This window comes from Paraferrimonas sedimenticola, assembly GCF_002282855.1.
GTDB classification, from domain to species: Bacteria; Pseudomonadota; Gammaproteobacteria; order Enterobacterales; family Shewanellaceae; genus Paraferrimonas; species Paraferrimonas sedimenticola.
Map to the genome: position 1 here is coordinate 44,927 of NZ_NRIR01000007.1, position 17,205 is coordinate 62,131.

The following is a 17,205-nucleotide window of genomic DNA, read 5'->3' on the forward strand; positions in this document are numbered from 1 at the left end:
AAGACAGACTTGAACAATAGCTCCGGTTAACACAGCGTGAAATTTGACATACTTTAGCGATTCACGTAAATAAAGCAGCATGAGCTGAGTCACGCGAACCACTTCACCTGAAACAAGGGATTTTTCAACGGTCGCGACGCACGCCCCAGAATACTTTTTAGAATTTTAATTTTTGAGAACACAAGGACCCTGACATGGCCCTAATCGGTAAACCAAAACCTGATCCAACGTTGGAATGGTTTCTTTCACATTGCCACATTCACAAGTACCCAGCGAAGAGCACTCTGATCCACGCTGGCGAAGAGTCTGACACGCTTTACTACATAGTTAAGGGTTCAGTTGCGGTACTGATCAAAGATGAAGAAGGCAAGGAGATGATCCTGTCTTACCTAAACCAAGGTGACTTCATCGGCGAATTAGGCCTGTTCGAAGATCAATCTGAGCGTACCGCTTGGGTTCGCGCCAAAGCCCCTTGTGAAATTGCCGAGATTTCTTACAAGAAGTTCATGCAGTTGATTCAGGTTAACCCTGACATTCTGATGAAGCTGTCTGCACAAATGGCGCACCGCCTGCAAAGCACCAGCCAAAAAGTGGGCGATTTGGCCTTCTTGGATGTTGCTGGTCGCATCGCACAGACTCTGTTGCACTTGGCCAAACAGCCAGATGCCATGACTCACCCAGACGGCATGCAAATCAAGATCACTCGCCAGGAAATCGGTCAAATCGTTGGCTGTTCTCGCGAAACCGTTGGTCGTATCTTGAAGATGCTTGAAGAGCAAAACCTGATTCAGGCGCACGGTAAGACTATAGTGGTTTACGGCACTCGCTAATCCGAGTCGCTAAACGCACAAAAGCCAGCTAACGCTGGCTTTTTTTGGTTTTAAGGTCCGCTGAGTTTTTAGCGACAGTTAGTTCTGCGCGGTAGACTCAAAAATCTTGTCAGCAGAAGCCGCCACAAACCCCGAGTAGAGCTCGCCATCAGCCTGCGGATAGCGCAAGGCAAACTCGTAGAAGCAACTAGGAATGGTCAACTCACCATCGCTAAACTTAACCACACCTTTGTCCGCCATGGTCGATGACTGCTCGAGTAACACTTCAGGCGAGCCTTTAATTTCACCGCCCGAGCTATTGAGCACGTGACCGGCATCTTTGAGTGCTTGATTGACCGCTTCTAGGGTGTCAAAACCAGCTAGGTGATTCACCGACACGGTGAAGTGGTTGGCGCGATAACCCCAAGCGGCAGTCCAGCTCGCGTATTCGCTGTGCTTCGCCAGCGTTTGATAGTCGGCTAGCGACAATTGCCATGGGCGATTGCCAATCAAAAAATCAGCTGCGCTAACGGCTTTCGGGTCAACCTGAGCCACTAGCTTTTTGATAATGGTCTGAACCTCTTCAGGCATCTCTTCCACCAACAACTCTGAGATAAATACCTTAGGTGCGGTTGGGTCTGGATGCTCAAAGTGCTTGGCCTTTAGCTTTTTCGCTTCAAACGCGTATTGGCCCGCTTCCACATAGCCGATGGCTTTAAAGTGCTCCGCCAGCGCATCCACAGTCACAGGCGCCAAGTTAAAGGTGCGCAGTGCAATGTGGTCGTTGACGATATCGGCACCCTTGCCCAACAACTGATGGATTGGCTTCGCCGATGGGGTATGAGCTAGGTAGTCGCTCCAAAGGCGTCCGAATAATTCTGATACAGCTTGAGTCATGACGAACTCCTTATAATTCAATGCCAGGACTTAGCTTGGCGGGTAAAGACAAACCTTGCGACTCTACCGAAGCTACCGGATAAGCACAGTAGTCCGCCGCGTAGTAAGCGCTCGCTCTGTGGTTGCCCGAAGCACCCACGCCACCAAACGGCGCTGAGCCCGCGGCACCTGTGGTTTGCTTGTTCCAGTTAACAATTCCAGCGCGAATGCGCGCCAAGAAGTAGTGATAGTCGTCTTCGCTATCGGCCAGCAGACCCGCAGATAGGCCATAGCGAGTGGCATTAGCAAGCTCAATCGCTTGGTCAAAATCCGTGTAACGAATCACAGACAGTAAAGGCCCAAAGTACTCTTCATCGGCCAGCTCGCTAACATTAGTCACATCGATAAGTCCTGGAGTGATAAGGCCTGTGTTCTCTTGCAATAGCCGCATTTCCACCAGCGATTGGCCACCGGCGACTTGCAAACGCTGCTGCACCCCTAGCATGCCTGCGGCGGCTTGGTGAGAAATCATAGAACCGTTAAACGGTTGTGGCTCAGCGTTCCAAGGCCCCACTTTAATCTCTTTGACCGCAGCGGTTAGCGCTTCGATTAGCGCATCACCCTGCTCACCTTGTTGGACGTACAAACGACGGGCGCAGGTACATCGTTGGCCGGTAGAGATGTAGGCCGACTGAATTATCTCGTAAACCGCTGCCTTGATGTCAGTGATGTCTTTGACAATCAATGGGTTATTACCGCCCATTTCCAGTGCCAGAATCTTGCCTGGGTCGCCGGCGAATTGCTGGTGCAACAGGTGGCCAGTTTTTGAGGAGCCGGTAAAGAACAAGCCGTCGATTTCATGGGAGCTAGCTAGGGCTTTACCGGTTTCTACCATACCTTGGACTAGGTTGATGACACCGTTTGGCAAACCGGCTTTCAGCCACAGCTTCAACATGAACTCAGCCACTAGCGGAGTCAATTCTGATGGTTTGAATACCACAGTATTACCCGCTAGCAGAGCGGGTACAATATGGCCGTTAGGCAGGTGGCCCGGAAAGTTGTAGGGGCCAAAGACGGCAACCACACCGTGTGGCTTGTGGCGCAATACCGCTTGTCCGGCAGGCAAGTCGCTGCGCTTCTCGCCAGTACGCTCGTGATAGGCTTTCACCGACAGGCCGATTTTACCCATCATGGCAGCGGCTTCGGTGGCGGTTTCCCACAGCGGCTTGCCAGTCTCTTCGGCAATCAAGCGCGCCATTTCAGTTTTGTTGGCTTCTAGCTGCTCACGGTAGGCTTCGACAATCGCCAAACGGGCTTCAAAGCCCATCATGAACCAATCGAACTGAGCGGCACGAGCGGCCTTTAGCGCCTGTTCTACTTGCTGTGGAGAGGCCGACTTGCCCGACCATAATAATTCGTTATTTGCAGGGTTGTGAGACGCCATCGCCTCGCCAGTGCCTTCTAGCCACTGGCCATTAATCAACTGAGTCATGAAATTGCTTTCCTTTGACTGGGTATAAGTCTAACTAATTAAGAGTCTTAGCGGCTCGCCAGCTTCGACTTTGAGCGCTTGTGCCTGAGCTTCGCTAAGCCACACTGCGGTTTCGCCGTCGTCTAGGCCCACTTCCAAATTGGCAGCGCGATAGTCCACCAGCTTGGTGTTAGCGGCAATCGCTTGTACCCGATCAATCACTGGCTCGCCGATTTGCACCGTGTACAGTTGGCTATTTCGCACCGAGACGATATCGGTTAGCTGGCACTCAACCGTCGGGCCGGCGTCAAAGATGTCGACGTAACCACGGTAGCGCAGGCCTTCGGCCTCAAGCAGCTTGAGCGCTGGACGAGTATTAGGGTGAACTCGAGAGATCACCTCTTGCGCCTCGGGCGACAACAAACAGGTATAGATAGGGTTACGCGGCATCAACTCAGCCATGAAGGACTTCTCGCCCATACCTGAGAGATAGTCGGCGTAAGGGAAGTCGATGCTGAAGAAGTGCTTTTGCAACCAATCGTAGAATGGCGATTGACCGTGCTCATCGCACACACCGCGCATCTCAGCGATCACTCGCTCGCCAAAGCGGTGAGGGTGTTGCGCCAAGAACAAAAATCTGTGCTTTGACAACAAACGACCATTGCCTGAGTGACGATAGTTCTTGTCTAAGAACAGTGTGCACAGCTCGGCAGCGCCGGTGTAATCGTGACACATGGTCAGGGTTTCAACTTCGTTGCGAACCCCGAGCTTTTCCGAGTGGTACACTTCCGTGCCCACTCGGTAATGATAGAAAGCATCCACCAGCCCAACGGCGGCTTCAATGGCACTGGTTCCCACCACCTCACCGGTTTCGGTGTCTTCCATAACCATCAGGTACCCCTCGTCGTGAGGGCCTGCAACTTCCGTGCTGAACGAAGCCTCTGAGCGGCGAATCTTTCTCTCTAGCAATTCGCGGTTCAGCGGCAATGAGGTAAAGCCGTGGCCAGAGGCCTCGGCAATGCGCATCAGGGCATCAAGGTCCTGACTGCAAATGGGTCGAATGACTATCATCATCAGCTCCTGTTAGCCTTGGGCCACAGACGCTACGGCTTTTTCAAATCGAGCCAGACCTTCAACAATGTCTGAATCTGGGATGACTAGGCTTGGGGTGAAGCGCACTACGCTGGCACCAGCCACCAAACACATCAGGCCTTGCTCTACCGCAGCAACCATCACGTCGCGAGCCTTGCCTTGGTAATCGCTGTTAAGCACAGCTCCTAGTAGCAGACCTTCGCCGCGTACGGTTTCAAAGATGGGGTACTTGGCATTGATGGCATTCAAACCGTCTACAAACAGCTGGTGTTTGTGCTTAACCCCATCCAGTACTTGGCGATCGTTAACCACGTCCATTACCGCTTCGCCAACCGCACAGGCTAGAGGGTTACCGCCGTAGGTAGAGCCATGCGTGCCGATTTTCAAACTCTTGGCGATCGCATCCGTGGTCAACATAGCGGCAATTGGGAAACCACCGCCAAGGGCTTTGGCCGTGGTCAGGATGTCTGGCGTTACGTCAGTGCCCATGTAGGCGTATAGCTCACCGGTGCGGCCCATGCCGGTTTGTACTTCGTCAAAGATAAGCAGCGCATTGTGCTTGTCACACAACTCACGCACCTTGTTCAGGAATGCAGGATCGGCCTTGATGATGCCGCCCTCGCCTTGAATTGGCTCCATCATTACCGCACAGGTGTTATCGCTAATAAGCGCTTCAAGGGCCGCAACATCGTTATAGGCGATGTGGTCTACTGCACCAGGCTTAGGACCGAAGCCGTCTGAGTAAGCCGCTTGACCACCGACTGTCACGGTGAAGAAAGTACGGCCGTGGAAACCTTGCTTGAAAGCAATGATTTGGTCTTTTTGCTCGCCGTAATGGTCAAGCGCGTAACGACGGGCAAGCTTAAGCGCAGCTTCGTTGGCTTCGGCACCTGAGTTGGCGAAATACACTTTATCGGCGAAGGTGGCGTCTACCAGTTTTTGACCAAGACGCAGAGCTGGCTCATTGGTCATCACGTTGGACAGGTGCCATAACTTTTGGCCTTGCTCGGTAAGCGCCTTTACTAAGGCTGGGTGACAATGGCCCAAACAGTTCACCGCGATCCCACCAGCGAAGTCGATAAACTCACGACCTTCTTGGTCCCACACTCGGCTGCCTTCACCTTTTACTGGGACGACTTTGGCGGGTGCATAATTAGGTACCATGACTTGGTCAAAAGTTTCGCGACTTACAGGGTTGTGCTGAGTCATTTATTCCATCCTTTCGATTGTTGTATGTGAGGCTTGGACGATGTTGAGACACCGATAATAGAGGGTATTGGCAGGCTCGCTGGCCAATGGGAATGACAAGCCCCTTATTAAAATTTAGCCCATTAATAGCCTATTCATTACGCAAATACCAGTTTTGTGTAACCTATGTCACAAAATAAGCCCACAATTATGCATAAAAATTGGAAAATACTGCTAATCGGTGCAGCTACAGGCGGGTAAAGAGCAATAAATAATCAAAAAAATAATAGCTAGGCGACAAATTACGACAATAATGCACAAAAAATGCATAATTATTTATTGTCAAAAGCGCTTATTTAGCCAATCAACACACCAATCGATGGCCTTTTCGGACTCGGGTAACCAGTCAAACAAAGGGAACACGTGGGGCATTGCAGGCCACAATCGAAAATCGATATCCCTCTGAAATTGAGTCATTTTTTCAGCTAATCGTTGCGCGTCATCGCGCAACAACTCGCGCTCGCCAGCCATTAGCAAGGTGGCTGGAAACTGGGATAAGTCACCAAACAGAGGCGATAACAGCGGAAGGCTGGGGTTTTGTCCCTGAATATAAGCGCTTCGCAGCCTGAGCAGACCTTCTAGAGTAAAGAAAGGGTCGTCCACGTCCAAAATAGCTTCAGCGTCCCCTGTCATGGCTAAGTCGGTCACCGGTGAGATCAACAGCAAGCCCGCCGGCATGGGCAGATGTTGCTTTTGACAGGCCAACAAAGTCGCTAGGGCTAACTGACCACCCGCGGAATCACCACCAATAATGATTTGGTGTGCTTCTATGCCTCGCTCTAATAAATATTTGTAAGCATCAACGCAGTCTTGTAACCCGGCGGGAAACGGGTGCTCTGGCGCCAAACGATAATCGGGTACCCAAGCTTGTAAATTGGCGCGTTTGCAAAAGTGGCGCAACAAACGCGCATGGGTGTTAGGAGTGCGAAAACAAAAGCCACCACCGCGGAAGTACAGCAAGTGCCTTTCACCGCCGGAGTGGGGGTGCTGATAGCGCCACATGCGGCAGTGTTCTAGGTCATAGCCTTGTATGTGAAGAGATTTCGGCGTGTCGACAAAGCGTTGGTCTAACGCCTGCAGTTTTTTGCGAATATCGCTCAGCGAAGCGGTCAAACGGCCGTTGGGGCCGAGTTGACTCATACCCGGTCGAGCAAAGTGGGTCATGATGCTATTCAAAACCTGGCTTTGCCAACTGGCCATGGCTTAACTCCTTATCGATGCACCATCGATAGCGTGGAAGTTGGCCCGCGCCAAGCGCTCCATCGCCTGATGATTGAATTGCCAATACTGGTGCCATTGGCGAGAGACCGCCGGCGCCAAACTGCCCCACTGGCCTAACAGCTTGCTCTTAGCAAAGCCGTCCGACTGCAATAGGCATCGGCTCAAAGGAGATAGCTCTGACAAGGCTTCGGCACCGCAATCAAAGCGGATGGCCTCAATCAAAGTGTGCTCTTCGAGCTTAAAGTTGTCCCATAACTGGGTCCAAATGGCGCCTTGATGTCGCTCAAAGGCCGCCTGTAATCCACTCATTTCAATCTGCGCCACTTGTACGGACTCGTACAATACGCGGTCGCGCTCTCGAGCCGCCGCCATTGCAAACTCGCCCCAGAGCTGGTCGCTAAGGCGACCGCCGCTCCACAGGCAAGCCAGTCGTGGCAGGCCCATCAGCCAGCTTAGCACATAGGGTTTTAACCCTTGTTTACTAAGCTCTCCCAACTGTCGAGCGGCAATCGCACGCACCAGTTGGTAGCGCCACAACTTGCGCATCGGCCAAATCAGGCGAGCTTGTGCCACTGGCAGCCAGTGCCGCGCACAAAAGTATGGCACCCATAAACGCAGGCGCTCAATGCCCAAATAGTTAACCACCAGCTTGGGATTTTTTACGTCGACTTCGGTGCGGCTGTTGAGCTGATCGGAGCGCATCAAACCAGCCAAGTCTCTAGCCAACCAAGGCAGCGACAGAATCAAAGGACGCAGGCGATGAATGTCGGCATCGTCATCCGCCAGCATCAGCAACAGATCTAGCTGTGTCTGACACAGTGGAATGCCACTCTCTTCAAGGTTTAGCTCCAGCAGCGCGTTATCCAGCTTTGTGGATAAGCTGTCGCTCAGTTGCTTTTGCACCGCTTCAACGGTTTCGCGCTGCTTTTGCAGTTGCTTAAGGCGACGCAACAGCGCCGCTCGCTCAACCGCCAGCTTGTGTGCCAGCGATTCAGCGGCGTCATCTTCGCGCAGGCGCGCCATCGCGGCGGCAGAGTTGGTGTCTTTACTACCCACCCAGAGTTGGCGCTCGAACTCTTGTTCGAGCTTGACCAAACTGTCGGGCTTAAGCTCACCCACTTGCTGCATGCTCACCTCGAATTACTTGAGTTCGCGTTCGAACAACTTGAAGATACGACGGTATTCGTCCAGCCAACTGGAAGGCTGGCGGAAACCGTGCGGCTCTACTGGGTAGATGGCGGTTTCAAAGTCGGTTTTCTCAAGTTCGATTAGACGCTGCACCAGACGCACACTGTCTTGGAAGAACACATTGTCATCCAGTACACCGGCTTGAATCAGCAGCGAACCTTTGAGGCCTTCGGCAAACTCAATCGGGCTTGAGCGATTGTAGGCAATAGGGTCTACGTCTGGCGTGTTGAGAATGTTAGAAGTGTACGGCGCGTTGTAGTGTGCCCAATCAGTCACTGGACGCAACGCAGCACCAGCTTGGAATAGTTCCGGTTCGGTGAACAGTGCCATGAAGGTCAAGAAGCCACCGTAAGAGCCACCATAGGTGCCCACGCGTTGAGGGTCGATACTGGCGTTGGTTTGCATCCACTTAATCGCATCGCCCATGTCTTGGACTTCTGAATGGCCCATGTTGCGATATACAGCGGTACGCCAATCGCGACCATAGCCCTTAGAGCCACGGTAATCTATGTCTAGCACCACATAGCCGTTTTGGGCGAGCAAGTTGTGGAACATGAACTCGCGGAAGTAGCTCGACCAGCCGTAGTGAGCGTTTTGCAGATAACCCGCACCGTGAGTGAAGATAACCGCTGGGTACTGCTTTGACTCGTCGTAGCCTTCAGGTAAGTACACGCGAGCGTATACCGGCTTGTCTTGATGGCTCGATGGAATTGCCACCACTTGGCCGCCTTGCCACGGGTAATCGGCAAAAGCTTTTGAGGCGCTCTCGGTTAACTGCGTAGCATCACCTTGTACGTCTTGCACGTACAGCTCAGGTAGCTCAGTACGGCTAGACACTGTTAGCAGTAATTTGTCGCCAGCTGGGCTGAGTTTGTAATCCGTGTTGCCTTCAAACTGGGTCAAACGCTCGCTGTCACCACCAGCCACAGGCACGCGGTAAATGTCGTACTTGCCTGGATGGCGCGGGTTGGCGCGGTAGTACAGGTACTGATTATCCGGCGACAGTGTCACCTCGTTTACCACGAACTCGCCTTGAGTCAGAGGCTTAGACTTGCCGCCAAGCGCTTGAGTATAAAGGTGCGAATAGCCGCTTTGTTCAGATAGGAAGAAGAACTGGTCGCTATTGCCAATCCAACCAAACTGATTATGGGTGTAGTTGATCCAAGCATCGTCGTGCAGACGATGCTGAGTCACAAACTTGGCTTTGTCCAAATCGACCGACGCAATCCAGCGGTCTTTATTGTCGGTGGCTTCAACCATCACCAACAACTTGTCCTGGCTTGGGTGCCATTGAATTGGGCTTTGGCTCCAAGTCCAGTCCAACATCAGGCGAATGTCGCGAACTTGCTTCTCGCTCTTGTAAGTCTCACCCTTGGCTTTGGCGTTTTCAGCCTTTACCGACGCCAGCACGTCTTCGTCAAAGCCCTCTAAGCCCTCGATGGTGATGTCTTTTTGAGTGCCCGTTTGCAGGTCTAACAGTACAAAGCGATGGGGTACCGGCTTGTCTTCCGCAACTCGTGCACGGGCGTTCACTGCGTCCACATAGCCGTCTTTGCCAATGTAGTTTGGCATAATGTCGTGCTCGGCACGCCACTGGTAACTCTTATCCTGACCAACCACTAACAAATAGCGACCGCTCGCCGACAACGCGATGCGGTTGAGGCGTTCTTTCTCACCCAAGAAAAAAGGTTGCTGAGCATAGGTTTTGTCCAAACGTTGCAAATCTTGTTTGCGCTGCTGTTTGACCTTGGCGTTGTCGTGCTCTTTAGCCACCCACTGAATCAAACGATGCTGCTGCTCGGCCAAGAAGCCCTCTGGCTCTTTAACGCCTTTTGGCTTGTTCTCAAAACGCACATCCGCCAACTGCTCTGTGATACCAGTGTTCAAGTCCAGTGCGTACACCTGACCGTCTTGCCAGTATGCCACGCGACCGTCGCTTAGAAACTGAGCGCCGTCCATCGCGGTGTTAAAGCGAGTGTACTGAGTGACCTTACCGCTGCTGAGCTCTTTGACGAATAGGTTGCCCTGGTACAAGTACACTTTGCGCTGCTTGTCGGCGCTTAGCTCGCCGCCGCGCTGGTCTAGGGCGTGATAGTCTTCAATCGCCACCTCTTTGGCTTGGCCGTCGGCCAAGTTCAACTGGTAGCGAGTCGCCAATGGTTCCAAAAAGCCTTTGCGATCAAAAATGACTTGCTCGCCGTTGTCACTCCAATAAGCGTTACTCGGTGACACTCCCATCCAGATTGGGTCGGCCATGATCTGATTCAAGGTCAATGGCTGGTCAGCTTGGGGCTGGCCTGCTGTGTCTAACTGTGAAGCGGCAACCGGCGTTACCTGAGGATTAGTTGGCGTTGGTGCTTGGGTATTGGCACAGGCGCTCAGAAGCGCCAGCGACAAAGCCGTCGCGCTGGCCTTAATGGTCCAATGGGTCATTGTGGAAGTCTCGTTATTTTTTTACTGTGACTCGAGGTTTGTTGGTCAACTGTTATACCAAAAAAGCCCAGGCTAATACACTGTCCAGTATCAGCTCATGGCCAGAAAATTCGCAAGCATTTGATGACCTTGCTGAGTCAGTACCGACTCGGGGTGAAATTGTACGCTGTGCAGCTTTAATTCTGGGTTGGCCATCGCCATGATCAATCGTCCTTGTTCGGGTTCGTCTATCCAGGCGGTTAGCTCAAAACCGGCGGGAATTCGCTCCACCAACAGCGAGTGATAGCGAGTCACTTGCAGCGGGTTGTCCAGACCGGCGAACAGACCGCTGTTCGAGTGGGTGATCAGGCTGGTTTTACCATGCATCACCTTGGGCGCTCGCACCACGGCTTCACCAAAGACTTGAGCAATACACTGGTGTCCAAGGCACACGCCAAGAATTGGAATAGTACCGGCGAAGTGGCGAATCACTTGCATCGACACCCCTGCTTGGTCCGGATTGCCCGGTCCAGGTGATATCACCAAACGTTCGGGCTTGAGCGCTTTAATTTGCTCCAAGGTCAGTTGGTCGTTTCGAATAACCATTACCTCGCACCCCAACTGCTGGAAGTATTGCACCAGGTTGAAGGTAAAGGAGTCGTAGTTATCCAGCATTAACAGCATGATTTGGCTCGAGTCATTGAAAACAGGGGCTATTGTAGCGGTTTCCAAAAAAAAGGCGACGCAAGCGTCACCTTTTCCTGATTGGCATGGCGCAACTACTGGTTGTAGAAAGCGCGCATGTCCTTAACCATTTGCTCAAGCGAGCCTGGTTCCACATACATCATGTGGCCCGCGGGATAGTAGTGCATGCTGACGCGATCCGCGTCGATGCCATTGTCGGCAATGGTGTTCTCGGTGGCAAAGAACGGCGTTGCAAAGTCAAAGTAACCGTTAGCAACGTACACCTTAAAGCCTGAGTTTTCACGCATCGCACGACCAATATATGGTGCTACGTTGACAAAGTGCATCTGACGGCCCGACACGTGCCAGTTCCAGTTGCCAAACACTTCACCCGACAGCACTTGGAATTTGCGCTTAGTATCGACTTTTAGCTCGCGGAACAGGTAATCCTGAATGGCTGCAGTGTAGGCACCCGAGATACCGTAACCGGATGGGTCATTGTCCATGCGCTCGCCGCCGCTGTCGTAGTCCTTGCCGATGTAACGGCTGTCCAAACGACCCACAGTCTTATCTTGGTCGCGAAGCAGCTGCTTGGTGTAGCGATGGGCTGACACTCGCAAGTTAACGCGATCCAAATAGTCTTCGGTCAGACCGGTAAATCGAGCTAGCTCGGTACGGATTTGAGCGTACTTGCTGTCCGACAAGCGACTGCCTTGTAGCAAGGCGCTGGCGTAGTCACCTAGCGCGAACTGACGAGACTGCTCAACGAACTCTTCCAAGCTTAAGGCTTTGTCTGCCGCCGATACTTTACCGTGGTAGTGGGCGGTGGCGGCCATGGTCGGCAAGAAACCGATGTACGGCTGATGGTTACCCGGCTGGTAGCGCGCGTGGCTAAAGTCCAGAATCGATGAAATCAGTAGCACACCGTTGAGCGACACATTGGTCCATCCGCCTTGTAGCTCTTGAGTCACGGCTGCGGCACGAGTGGTACCATAGCTCTCACCGGCTAGGTACTTTGCCGAGTTCCAACGACCGTGCTCGGTCAACCAGCGACGAATGAATTCGGCAATCGACTGAGCGTCTTCTTTAACGCCCCAAAAATCTTTGCCCTTGCTCTCACCCAAAGGACGGCTCAAACCGGTACCCACAGGGTCGATAAACACCAAGTCGGTTTGGTCTAGCATGGAGTACTGGTTGTCCACCAATTCATACGGTGGCGCACCGTCGTCTTTGCCGTCACCAGGCACCACAACGCGTTTAGGCCCAAATACACCAAGATGCAACCAAATGGAGGCTGAACCTGGACCACCGTTAAACACAAAGGTCACCGGACGGGTCGGGTCAGACTTGATATCGGTGCGAAAGTAGCTCACTGAGTAAATGCTAGCGGTGGGTTGACCGTCAGCGTCTTCCAAGAAAGTCTCAGCGGCGATGGCTTTGTATTTGATTTTTTCGCCATCAATCCGTACCTGATGATTGGTCTCGGACACTTGTGGGGTTTCGCTGACCGGCTTGGCGGCCGGAGTTTCTGCTTGCGCTAGTGGGCTTAGAGCCAACACAGACGCTAACAGGCTAACGCGAAAGGTTTGAGTTAGTTTCACCTGTTCCTCCTGATTGTAAATTGCAGCCTGGCTGCAAAAAAAGTCAGGCCGGGTAAACCCGGCCTGAAATTCCCTAAAGGTTTACTTGATACCGCGACGCTCTAACAGCGCGTCGGTGGTCGGTGCCTTACCTCGGTATCCTTCGTAAGCTTCCATCGGTGGCTTGGTGTTACCCACTTCAAGAATGTGCTTACGGAATTTCTCGCCGTTTTCACGGGTTAAGCCGCCAGTTTCCTGAACGTAAGCGTAGGCGTCAGCCGCTAGGATTTCACTCCACATGTAGGCGTAGTAGCTAGCCGAGTAGCCGCCTGGGAATACGTGGGCGAAGAAGGTTGACTTGTAGCGAGGTGGAATCGCTGGCAAATCGACACCGTGCTTGCGCAGTGCTGCCGCTTCGAACTCAGCCACGTCGGTTACCATTGGCGTGTCAGCAGTCAGCGAGTGCCATTCCATGTCCAACAGCGCTGCTGACATGTACTCAAGGGTGTCAAAGCCCTGGTTAAAGCTGCGCGACTTAATGATCTTCTCTAACAGCTCAGCCGGAATGTCCGCGCCAGTTTTGTAGTGCTTGGCGTAGTTAGGCAGAACGTCTGGGTGGTGCGCCCAATCTTCCATAAAGGTCGATGGGAACTCGACGAAGTCACGGGATACCGAAGTACCTGCCAGGCTTGGGAAGTTCACGTCAGAGAAGGCACCGTGCAAACCATGGCCCATTTCGTGGAACATGGTGGTTACGTTGTCGTAGCTCACCAAGGTCGGCTCGCCGTTTGGCGCCTTAGGAATGTTCATCACATTGACAATCACAGGCTTGCTGTTTTCAAGCTTAGACTGACCAACAAAGCTGCTCATCCAAGCACCACCGCGCTTGCCATCACGGGCGAAGTAGTCGGCGTAGAAAATTGCCATGCTCTGGCCATCTTTGTCGAAGATCTCGTAAGCTTCAACGTCTTCGTGGTAAACCGGCAGGTCTGGGCGTGGCTTAAACTCGATACCAAACAGCTTGTTCATGGTGAAGAACACGCCATCTTTCAGTACTGAGTTGAATTCGAAGTATTGCTTAACTTCATTTTCATCCAGTGCGAATTCCGCTTGGCGAACTTTCTCAGCGTAGTAAGCCCAATCCCATGGTTGTAGCGGGTGGTCATTGCCTTCGGCTTTGATCATGGCTTCGATCTTGGCCGCTTCTTTCTTGGTGTTCTTAACCACAGACGGCACCATGCTGGCGAACATATCGCGTACCGCTTGTGGCTCTTTGGCCATCGCAGTTTCTAGCTGGTAGTTTGCCCACGACTCGTAGCCAAGCAATTTGGCTTTTTCAGCGCGCAGTTTGCTCAACTTAGACACTAGGGTCTTAGTTTCATTGTCGCCGTCTAGGCCGCGGTAAGCCGAAGCTTCCCAGATGCGCTGACGCAATTCGCGGTCGTTGATGTTAGCCATGATGTCTTGGCGAGTGGTGTTAACCAGGCGAAGCTGGTACTTGCCTTTGTGGCCAGCGGCTTCGGCGCGCTTGGCAGCAGCGTCGATTTGACCCTGGGTCAAGCCGTCAAGCTCTTCAGCAGTGTCGACCACTACCGCGCGCTCTTTGGCCAATTTCAATAGGTTCTGGCCAAAAGCGTTGGTCAGCTTAGCTTCTTCGCCGTTTAGCTCGCGAATTTTCTGCTTTTCTTCGGCGTTCAGCTTGGCGCCCGAGCGCACAAAGCGCTTGTAGTAAACCTCTAGTAGACGCTCGGATTCAGCGTCTAAGTTCAAAGAATCTTTTGATTGATACAGGGAGTTTACTCGGTCAAACAGCTTGGCATTTAAATAGATATCGTCACTGTGTGCCGACATGCGCGGTGCCATTTCGGTTTGTACGGCGCGAATGGTGTCGTTGCTGTTAGAGCTGGTCAGGTTATAGAACACGCGCGATACGCGGTCCAGCAATCCGCCAGCTTTTTCCATGGCCACAATGGTATTGTCAAAAGTGGCCGGCCCGCTGTTGTTCGCAATTTGGTTCACTTCGCGCAAATGAGCGGTCATGCCAGCTTCTAGCGCAGGCTTGAAGTGTTCATCTTTGATGATGCTGAAATCTGGGGCTTGGTATTGCAGCTGACTTGGCGCTGCAAAAGGATTGCTCTGCGCAAGGGCGTTGGCATCAACAATCACTGTGTCTGGGCTTCCAATTGGGTTAACTGCTTCAACGGATGAATGGCTACACGCGGTCAGTGCCAAAGCAACACCGGCTGCAATCGCTGTCTTCAGGTACATACTGGATCCTGTTGTTATCGTTATTTATGTTTGTTATTTCGGCACTGCCTAATGCGGTCAGGCTAATCCCCATAGATACACAAGAGTTCAACTGCCGTGCAACAGCAATCGGGCAGTTTGTGATCTGAGTGTGGCTAACCTTACAAGAATTCAGCTCGAACGCCAACAGAACAGAACTGAACAGCTTCGTTTCAGCCCTGTTTGCGTTCAGCAAACATTCAGCCATCAAGCGCTAGTTTGTCGTCATATTTTTATTACCAAACAGACACTTATGAAGCAATTACTACTAGTAGCAAGCTTGGCCGGAATGACCTCTTTGTCGGCATTAGCTTACGATTGTAACAATTCGTTAGGCGAGACTGTCGCCGGGGGCATCGAAGGTGCCGTGGCCGGTGCTGTGATCGGCGGAATTGTCGACGGTAAAGAAGGTGCTGCGCGCGGTGCGGCCATTGGCGGCGCGGTTGGCGCAGTCGATGGCATGGTAGACGGTGCAGTGATGGACGACCGCTGTCGCGACTACCGCTACATGGAAGACCGTATTGTTGAAGATGCTGTGGTGGATCGCGTCGTTGAAGATGCGGTAGTGGATCGCATCGTCGAAGACGAAATCATCGACCGCGCTATTGAAGACGAGATTGTCGATCGCGCCATCGAAGAAGAAATCATTGCTGACGCGATTGAAGACGAATACTGGGATTAAACTCCCTGATTCGAAAGGCGCCTAAGGGCGCCTTTTTTGTGCCCGAACGCCCAACAAGGTTTTGGAACTGTGGTTTTAATGGAACTATGGTTCAAATCTGGTTCAGGCAGGTTGCGCTATTCTAACTGCACATTTTTTAATCAGGTTGCAGGTGCAGAATGAAATCTAAAGGTATTGCGCTGGCGCTAGCCGGCATGATGAGCTTCTCAAGCTACGCGTACGAATGTAATGACCAACTTGGCCGCCTGATTGACGGCGGATTGGACGGTGCGATCAGTGGTGCTGTGATTGGAGGCGTAGTCGATGGCAAGCAAGGCGCGGCCAAAGGCGCTATGGCAGGAGCGGCTATTGGTGCTATCGACGGGCTGATTACCGGTGGCATTATCGAAGAGCACTGTCGCGATATGGCCTATCTCTATTATGAGCAAGGCTACCTAGATGACTACTTGGCCGAAGAGATCATCGAAGAGGAAATAATCGAAGAGTACGCCATGGAAGAAATGATCGAAGAGGAGCTACTTGAAGAAGCGATTATCGAAGAAGAGATCATGGAAGAAGCCCTCTACGAAGAAGCTTTGGCCGATGAGTGGTACTAATTGACGCTCCACTCCTCAATAGCCAAGCACAATGCTTGGCTTTTTTACCTTTGGCGCTGATTAATTTAACAAGCAATTAAACACACCTATGCCCCTTCTAGCGTATAACTGATATCCTTAGTTTTAGCTAAACCATTCATTTAAGGGGAAGTCTATGGCAATTGATAGTTTTGCCATCCGTGCCTTTCTAACAATTGCTGAGACCGGCTCGTTGTCAAAAGCCGCAGTCAAACTCGGTAGCTCGCACCCGACGTTAAGTCGCACCGTCGCAGCTATGGAGGACGAACTGGGCTACCACTTGTTCATGCGCGAGGGTGCCGGTAAGAGTCTGGTGTTATCCGAGCGAGGGCAAAAGCTGCTGACTCGCGCTCAGCTCACTGTGGATACCATTGATCAATTCAATGTGATTGCCAGTCAGCTGTTCGACGCCTCCATTCCCGAGGTGCTGAAGCTCGGCGTGCCAGATCTGATCAGCGAAGACCAAACCGCTGCCCTGATCAGTCGCACTTTTGAGCAATGGCCCAGCATTCGCATCGAGCTGTCCCAACCATCGATTTTCGAAGGGTACGGCTTGCTGCTTAACAAGAAGATCGACGGTTTGCTGGTGCTGCGCGAAGACGCCATGCTGCGCGGGATCAATATTAACAACGTGGGCAAAATCAATTTGAGCATGTACGCTCACCCTGAGCATCCGGTGGCCAATGCCGAGGGCTCGGTGACCTATGATTTTGCGCCCTACCACATGTTCTGGCCAAAAACCGGCGCATCGGACGCCAGTCGTTTGCAGTGGGAAACCTGGTCTTTGTCTACCAGTTACACCCAAAACTTCAAACAAGCAGCGGCCCTGGCGGCAAAAGGCCTAGGTGCTGCACCACTGCCAGCCTACATTGCCGAACCCTACATAAAACAGGGTTCGCTCAAGTTGATCCCCTACTCCACCGCCAACCAAGAAGTCCCTCAGTTTATCGAGTGGCTGACGCTGGAAACCTACCCTCACCAGTCCTTAATGGATTTTATCGTGATTGAATTACAGAAGATTCTGGAACAAGAAGAGTAATCT

14 protein-coding genes are annotated in these 17,205 nt (G+C 52.3%); 4 read left to right on the forward strand and 10 right to left on the reverse strand.

Annotated elements, in window-relative coordinates; genetic code table 11:
• The first annotated feature begins 194 nt into the window (after nucleotides 1–194).
• Nucleotides 195–830, forward strand: coding sequence for a cAMP-activated global transcriptional regulator CRP (gene crp, locus CLC93_RS12730; protein WP_095497088.1), 636 nt, complete (start codon nucleotides 195–197; stop codon nucleotides 828–830).
• Between the two features lie 78 nt (nucleotides 831–908).
• Here crp and CLC93_RS12735 read toward each other — a convergent pair whose 3' ends face one another.
• The 10 genes from CLC93_RS12735 to CLC93_RS12780 all read right to left on the reverse strand — a co-directional run bounded on the left by CLC93_RS12735 (nucleotide 909) and on the right by CLC93_RS12780 (nucleotide 14,849).
• Nucleotides 909–1,706 carry a DUF1338 domain-containing protein gene (locus tag CLC93_RS12735; protein WP_095506361.1) on the reverse strand — a complete coding sequence of 266 codons (798 nt, stop codon included), beginning with the start codon at nucleotides 1,704–1,706 and terminating at the stop codon, nucleotides 909–911.
• A gap of 10 nt (nucleotides 1,707–1,716) precedes the next feature.
• The gene (gene astD, locus CLC93_RS12740; RefSeq protein ID WP_095506362.1) at nucleotides 1,717–3,177 is read right to left on the reverse strand and encodes a succinylglutamate-semialdehyde dehydrogenase; all 1,461 of its coding nucleotides are present in this window, start codon (nucleotides 3,175–3,177) and stop codon (nucleotides 1,717–1,719) included.
• A 30-nt stretch (nucleotides 3,178–3,207) separates the two neighbouring features.
• The gene (gene astA, locus CLC93_RS12745; protein ID WP_095506562.1) at nucleotides 3,208–4,227 is read right to left on the reverse strand and encodes an arginine N-succinyltransferase; all 1,020 of its coding nucleotides are present in this window, start codon (nucleotides 4,225–4,227) and stop codon (nucleotides 3,208–3,210) included.
• 12 nt (nucleotides 4,228–4,239) lie between these two features.
• Nucleotides 4,240–5,457 (reverse strand): aspartate aminotransferase family protein, encoded by a 1,218-nt coding sequence (locus CLC93_RS12750; RefSeq protein WP_095506363.1) that lies wholly within the window; start codon nucleotides 5,455–5,457, stop codon nucleotides 4,240–4,242.
• 321 nt (nucleotides 5,458–5,778) lie between these two features.
• Nucleotides 5,779–6,696 carry an alpha/beta hydrolase gene (locus tag CLC93_RS12755; protein ID WP_095506364.1) on the reverse strand — a complete coding sequence of 306 codons (918 nt, stop codon included), beginning with the start codon at nucleotides 6,694–6,696 and terminating at the stop codon, nucleotides 5,779–5,781.
• A gap of 3 nt (nucleotides 6,697–6,699) precedes the next feature.
• On the reverse strand, nucleotides 6,700–7,845 hold the full coding sequence (locus CLC93_RS12760) for a hypothetical protein (RefSeq protein WP_095506365.1): 1,146 nt from the start codon (nucleotides 7,843–7,845) through the stop codon (nucleotides 6,700–6,702).
• 12 nt (nucleotides 7,846–7,857) lie between these two features.
• The gene (locus CLC93_RS12765; RefSeq protein WP_095506366.1) at nucleotides 7,858–10,338 is read right to left on the reverse strand and encodes a S9 family peptidase; all 2,481 of its coding nucleotides are present in this window, start codon (nucleotides 10,336–10,338) and stop codon (nucleotides 7,858–7,860) included.
• A gap of 90 nt (nucleotides 10,339–10,428) precedes the next feature.
• Nucleotides 10,429–11,001: an anthranilate synthase component II gene (locus tag CLC93_RS12770; protein WP_095506367.1), complete on the reverse strand. Its 573-nt coding sequence runs from the start codon at nucleotides 10,999–11,001 to the stop codon at nucleotides 10,429–10,431.
• A gap of 95 nt (nucleotides 11,002–11,096) precedes the next feature.
• Nucleotides 11,097–12,602 carry a S10 family peptidase gene (locus CLC93_RS12775; RefSeq protein ID WP_245837161.1) on the reverse strand — a complete coding sequence of 502 codons (1,506 nt, stop codon included), beginning with the start codon at nucleotides 12,600–12,602 and terminating at the stop codon, nucleotides 11,097–11,099.
• An 81-nt stretch (nucleotides 12,603–12,683) separates the two neighbouring features.
• Nucleotides 12,684–14,849, reverse strand: coding sequence for a M3 family metallopeptidase (locus CLC93_RS12780; protein WP_095506369.1), 2,166 nt, complete (start codon nucleotides 14,847–14,849; stop codon nucleotides 12,684–12,686).
• Nucleotides 14,850–15,120: 271 nt separating this feature from the next.
• Between CLC93_RS12780 and CLC93_RS12785 the strand changes: the two genes are divergently transcribed.
• The 3 genes from CLC93_RS12785 to CLC93_RS12795 all read left to right on the forward strand — a co-directional run bounded on the left by CLC93_RS12785 (nucleotide 15,121) and on the right by CLC93_RS12795 (nucleotide 17,202).
• Entirely contained in the window at nucleotides 15,121–15,549 is a 429-nt protein-coding gene (locus tag CLC93_RS12785) for a hypothetical protein (protein ID WP_095506370.1), read from the forward strand.
• Between the two features lie 158 nt (nucleotides 15,550–15,707).
• Nucleotides 15,708–16,145, forward strand: coding sequence for a hypothetical protein (locus CLC93_RS12790; protein ID WP_095506371.1), 438 nt, complete (start codon nucleotides 15,708–15,710; stop codon nucleotides 16,143–16,145).
• Nucleotides 16,146–16,299: 154 nt separating this feature from the next.
• On the forward strand, nucleotides 16,300–17,202 hold the full coding sequence (locus CLC93_RS12795) for a LysR family transcriptional regulator (RefSeq protein WP_095506372.1): 903 nt from the start codon (nucleotides 16,300–16,302) through the stop codon (nucleotides 17,200–17,202).
• Nucleotides 17,203–17,205 lie beyond the last annotated feature (3 nt).